Raw genomic sequence first — 5,518 nt, forward strand, 5'->3', positions numbered from 1 at the left:
GGAACGCCACGCCGTCCGGCAGGTCGGGCAGTTGGGCGGAAGGATGGACGGCGGGCAGCAGCGCGTCCAGCACCCGCACGCTGTGGCCCGCGGCGGCGAGCGCGCGCACGACGGCGGAACCGATGAACCCGGCGCCGCCGGTGACGAGAATCTCCATGCCGTCGAACGTAGCCGCGCGGGGCCTCCGTTCGGCGTGTGCGGCTCCGTTCGTCAGCCTTCGGTAATCCGTCCGGGTGAGACACGGGAAGTCGGGCCCGCCGACTTCCTGTGCGGCGCCGACCGAAACTCCGGTGCGTCCGGGCATCGGCCGCAGGTACCGTCCGCGGGTGACCCGTCGAACTCCACCGCGCCCCTTGAACGTCGAAGAGCTGTTTCCCGAGCTCGTCCCGTTCCGCAGGGAGACCGTGCGGCTGCACCCCCGTTCGGGCCGGCCGACCTGCCGTGACAGCTCGGTGGGCGGGCCGCTGCTCTGGCCGGAGCGGGAGCCGTGGCCAGAGTGCGCCGAGCACCCGGGGTCGCCGATGGTCGCGGTCGTCCAGATCTTCCGTGCCGACGTGCCGGAGCTCGTGCCCTTCCCGGAGGGGCGGGACGTGCTCCAGGCGCTGTGGTGTCCGCGCCGCCACGAGAGCCAGTGGGTCGTCCCGCTGGTCCGCTGGCGGTCCGCGGAGGAGGTGGGGGAGGTGCGGCAGGCCCCGCCGATGCCTGCCGATGCCGCGTACGGGAGGGTGCCGCGCCCCTGCGTCATGCATCCGGAGTCGGTGACGGAGTACCCGAGTTGGGATCTGCCGGACGAACTCTGGGACGCCCTCGACGCCCGCTTCGAGCAGGTGGAGAGGGAGACCGGCTGGGACTACCAGTTCCACCTGTCCACCGCGCCGGGCACCAAGCTGGGCGGCTACCCCGGCTGGTCGCAGGAGCCGCGGTGGCCGATGTGCCCGGACTGCGGGGTACCGATGGACCACCTGCTCACGGTAGACAGCACCGAGGAGCACGACCGCCGGCAGGCGTGGACCCCGGTCGAGGACCGCGACGTCCGGTGGGAGGGCGCGGGCCTGAGCCTCGGGGACCTGGACGCCGTGCGGTTCTTCGAGTGCCTCGTATGCCCCGGGCGTCCGTTCGTCCATCGGTACGGCGTGTAGGAACCGTGGGCCGGCATGACCTGTTCGTTCACCGGGCGTTCGCTTGCCGCACTGTCCGAAGTGGTTTGCCGGTCCCGTCCGTCGTGGGAGTCTCCTGGGCGTTTCTCGGAGCCCATGGAGGCGGCAGTGTCACATCCCTCTCGTAGAACGGTCCTTCGGACGGGGACGGCGGTCGGCGCCCTCGCGGCGGTCCCGGCGTCCACCCTGCTCTGGACGCAGCCCGCCGTCGCCGGCACGCCAGGGCCCGAGCAGATCCACCTCCAGTGGGGCAACGAGCCGTCCACCGAGATGACCGTTTCGTGGGCCACGGCGGCGAGCGTGAGCCGCCCGCGCGTGCGGATCGGGACGCCGCGCGGCGGTGCCGCCGGGCGCAGCGTCGACGCGGAGACGCGCTCGTACGTCGACGGGCTGAACAAGGTCGAGACCTTCACCCACCACGTGCGGCTGCGCGGCCTGAAGCCCGACACCACGTACGTCTACGACGTCCTGCACGACGGTGCCCAGCCCGTGCGCGGCACCTTCCGCACGGCTCCCGGGCGCGGCCGGGCCGCGTTCCGCTTCACCAGCTTCGGCGACCTCGGCACCGGCGACAACGTCTTCAAGAAGTCCTCGATCCACGGCGCCGCGGCCGTCCACCAGGTCGAGCAGTTCGCCCCGCTGTTCCACCTGCTCAACGGCGACCTCGCGTACGCCAACAACAACGACCGGCTCCAGCCGCAGTGTTGGAACGCGTTCATGAACAACCTGTCCAAGTCGGCGGCCAGCCGGCCCTGGATGCCCGCGCCGGGCAACCACGAGGTGGAGGCGGGCGGCGGCGACCTCGGCTACGCCTCGTACCTGACCCGCTTCGAGCTGCCCGACAACGGCACCCGCGACTACTGCGGCAACTGGTATGCGTTCCAGGTCGGTTCGGTGCTCTTCCTGAGCCTCGACGGCAACGAGATCGCCGTCGAGGACGACGCCAGCATCGACCCCGCGACCGGGCACTCCATCTACATCAGCGACTACAGCGAAGGCGCCCAACTGCGGTGGCTGGAGCGGACGTTGTCGCGGGCGCGCGGCGGCAGCGCGGTCGACTGGATCGTCGTCAACATGCACCAGTTCGCGATGTCCACGTCCTCCGCCAGCCACGGCGGCGACATGGGCATCCGCGAGAAGCTGCTGCCGCTGCTCGACCGGTACTCCGTCGACCTCGTCCTGGCCGGCCACGACCACGACTACGAGCGCACCCACCCGGTGCGGGGTACCGAGCCCGGCGGCCTCCTCACCCCGGCCGTCGCCGACGACGACCTGCGCCAGATCGACACCTCGCAGGGCACCGTCCACCTCATCCTCGGCGGCGGCGGTACGGCCGGCCACGACGACGTCTACCTCCCCGCCGACGGCGACGGCGTCCGCGAGGCCTTCGTCCGCACCCAGCGCCTCACCTTCAAGGCCGACCCGGACGCCAAGGAGAAGGCCCACTGGTCGGCCGTGACCGACCCGGACACCAAGTACCCGTACGGCGTGGCCGTCTTCGACGTCGACCCGGGCGTGCTGCCCGGCGGCCGTACGAGCATCACCGTGAGCTACTACCACTCGGCCCCGGCCACGGCGGCCAACCCGGTGCCGACGCCGGCCCTCTACGACCAGTTCACGTTGTACCGGGACCGCAGCGATGGCTGGGGCGACGACGACAGCCAGGGCGAGGACGAGCAGTCCGACCGCCGGGTGGCCGCCGGCCGCCGGTAACGCGGCGCTGTTCGAGGGCCCGCCGCGCACGCAGCACGGCGGGCCCGACCGCGCTTCGGGCAAGGTGTGATGGATCGCGGTGATCGTCGCCGCGGCGTCGAACCCGAGCACCGGATCGGGGCGGTCGGAGAGCAGGCAGGCGTAGTGCGGGTGGTAGTGGGCGACCTTGCGTGCGGTCCGGTCCTACCCCCAACTCGTCTGCAGTCGAAGCCCGTTGTTCGTCTCCCTCTTGCTCCTTCGTGGTGTTCCCGTCACCCGGGCGGCCGTCGGGGCACGGCATATTGCGGGCTGTTCAACCGGGGCAGCGCGACGGCCGTCACGTCGCCCCGGCCTCGTGCAGGCAGCTGAAGGGGCGGGCGGACATGCAGGACAGGAATACGGGTGGCGAGGCGGAGCGCGGTCTGTCGCGGCGTTCGCTGTTCCGGGCCGGCGGGGGCGGGCTGGCGGCGGCCGCCGTCGTCGGGCTGGGGGAGGGCAGCGCATCGGCGCGGCCCGCTTCGGGCACGACGGGCGTGACGGGCCCGGCGGCGCCGCTCGGCCCGCTGAAGGCCGCGGGGCCGCACGCCGCGGTCGAGCGCTCGGCGGGCCACGGGGTGCGCGGCGCGGCCGGCGGGCCGGTGCGGATCCTCCCGATCGACAACGCCAAGTTCCTCGCGGGCGCGCTGTTCGACCTGCGCGTCGAGGCGTCCCAGGTGGACCCGGCGACCGCGCGGATCGAGATCTCGGTGGACGGCCAGGACGGCCCGGAGCCGATCCTGCACCACGACCCGGTGCGGACCAGCTCCGCCAAGGACAGCCTGGAGGTCACCTACCAGCAGGTGACGTACCCCGCACCCGGCGAGTACACGGTGCGCGTCACGGTCACCTCCAACGGCAAGGTCACCACCGGCGAGGTGGTCCACGAGGTGGTCGCCGCCCGCCGGCACGGCCGCCGGGCGCGGAACGTCATCTTCTTCCTCGGCGACGGCATGGGCTCCGCCGCGATCACCGGCGCCCGTCTGCTCTCCAAGGGCATGACCCAGGGCAAGTACCACGGCCTGCTGGAGATGGACCGGATGGAGGCCCGCGGCATCGTGGGCACCTCCGGCGCCGACTCGATCGCCACCGACTCCGCCAACTCCATGTCCGCGTACATGACCGGCCACAAGACCTCGGTCAACGCGATGGGCGTCTACGAGTCCAACGAGCCCGACCCGAACAAGCACCCGCGCGTCGAGTCCATGGCGGAGATCCTCAAGCGGGCCCGTCAGATGGCCATCGGCGTGGTCACCACCGCCGAGATCCAGGACGCGACCCCGGCCGCCGTGTGGGCGCACACCCGCCGCCGCTCCGAGTACCTGGAGATCATGGACCAGGTGCTGGTGCCCACCCGCACGCCGGACGTCCTGATGGGCGGCGGCCTCGCCTCCCTGCTGCCCAAGTCCCAGAAGGGCTCGAAGCGCAAGGACGAACGCGACCTGGTCAACGAGTTCCGGCAGCAGGGCTTCGCCGTCGCCACCACCGCGAAGGAACTGGCCGCGACGACGGCCGGCTCGCCGCCGGACAAGCTGCTCGGCCAGTTCCACACCGGCAACCTCAACGTCTACCTGGACCGGCAGCAGATCAAGAAGCCCGAGGTGCTGGGCGACTGGCAGGACCAGCCGACCCTGACGGACATGACCGCGGCGGCGCTGGCCGTCCTGGAGCACAAGCCGAACGGCTTCTTCCTGATGGTCGAGGGCGCCTCGATCGACAAGCAGGAGCACCCCCTGGACGGCCCCCGCGCGCTCTACGACACCATCGAGTTCGACCAGGCCATCGGCGTCGCCAAGCGCTGGGCCGAGGGCCGCGACGACACCCTGATCGTCGTCACCGCCGACCACAACCACTCGATGAGCATCGTCGGCACCCACGACCGCCGCAAGAACCAGGGCCGCCCGGCCAACGGCATCTACGGCGACGCGGGCTTCCCCACCTACACGGACGCCGACGGCGACGGCTTCCCCGACGACCCGAACCCGGAGGTCGGCCTCTTCTTCGGCTGGTCCAACCACCCCGACCACACCGACGGCTTCACCCACAACCCGGTCCCCGTCCAGCCCTCGCTGATCGACACCGCCACCGGCAACGCCGTGCCGAACCCGCAGCACCAGCCCGGCGCCGAGCTCCAGAACGGCAACCTGCCGCTCCACGAGACCAACTGCGTGCACACCGTGGACGACGTCTCCATCGTCGCCTCCGGCCCGGGCTCGGACGGGTTCAACCGGTTCCTGGACAACACCGAGGTGTACTTCGAGATCATGAACGCCCTCGGCCTGGAGGTTCCCACCGGGGAGTGACCCCGGCCCTGGCCGCCGACCCGTCCGCCAGGGCCACGGCCCCGGCCCCGGCGGACGGCGTGTCAGAGCAGTCCCAAGTCATGGTCCAGCTGGATGAGTTCGTCGGCGGCGTCCTTTCGTGCCGCGTCGTCCTCGCGAAGGTACTGGCGAAGGGCATCGACACGGATGTGGCGGTGGCGGCCCACGAGCCTGGACGGGATCTTCTCGGACTCCAGCAGCCCGATGAGGTAAGGGCGGGAGACATTCGGCATGTCGGCAGCCTGCTGAGTGGTCAGCTCGGCATCGGTCACACTCGCCCCCTCGGTCGCCCCGTCGCCGCTCCGGCACTGC

The 5,518-nt window shown here is 71.6% G+C and carries 5 protein-coding genes; 3 read left to right on the plus strand and 2 right to left on the minus strand.

The annotated features are described in order from the left end of the window. The coding region (locus AB0O00_RS28065) for an NAD-dependent epimerase/dehydratase family protein (RefSeq protein WP_363656384.1) at positions 1–157 on the minus strand (157 nt) is incomplete at its 3' end. Positions 158–353: 196 nt separating this feature from the next. Here AB0O00_RS28065 and AB0O00_RS28070 point away from each other — a divergent pair. From AB0O00_RS28070 to AB0O00_RS28080, 3 genes are all read left to right on the plus strand, one after another. After that, positions 354–1,139 carry a DUF1963 domain-containing protein gene (locus tag AB0O00_RS28070; RefSeq protein WP_363656377.1) on the plus strand — a complete coding sequence of 262 codons (786 nt, stop codon included), beginning with the start codon at positions 354–356 and terminating at the stop codon, positions 1,137–1,139. A gap of 126 nt (positions 1,140–1,265) precedes the next feature. Beyond that, positions 1,266–2,870, plus strand: a complete 1,605-nt coding sequence (locus AB0O00_RS28075; RefSeq protein ID WP_363656379.1) for a metallophosphoesterase family protein — start codon at positions 1,266–1,268, stop codon at positions 2,868–2,870. Positions 2,871–3,232: 362 nt separating this feature from the next. Then, positions 3,233–5,188 carry an alkaline phosphatase gene (locus AB0O00_RS28080; protein ID WP_363656381.1) on the plus strand — a complete coding sequence of 652 codons (1,956 nt, stop codon included), beginning with the start codon at positions 3,233–3,235 and terminating at the stop codon, positions 5,186–5,188. A gap of 62 nt (positions 5,189–5,250) precedes the next feature. Here AB0O00_RS28080 and AB0O00_RS28085 read toward each other — a convergent pair. Continuing rightward, the coding region (locus AB0O00_RS28085) for a helix-turn-helix domain-containing protein (RefSeq protein WP_363656382.1) at positions 5,251–5,518 on the minus strand (268 nt) is incomplete at its 5' end.

The organism is Kitasatospora sp. NPDC093558 (genome assembly GCF_040683475.1).
Classification (GTDB): Bacteria; Actinomycetota; Actinomycetes; order Streptomycetales; family Streptomycetaceae; genus Kitasatospora.

Coding starts and splice junctions, on each gene's coding strand:
- AB0O00_RS28080 (WP_363656381.1), top strand. CDS start 3,233: ATGCAGGACAGGAATACGGGTGGCGAGGCGGAGCGCGGTCTGTCGCGG.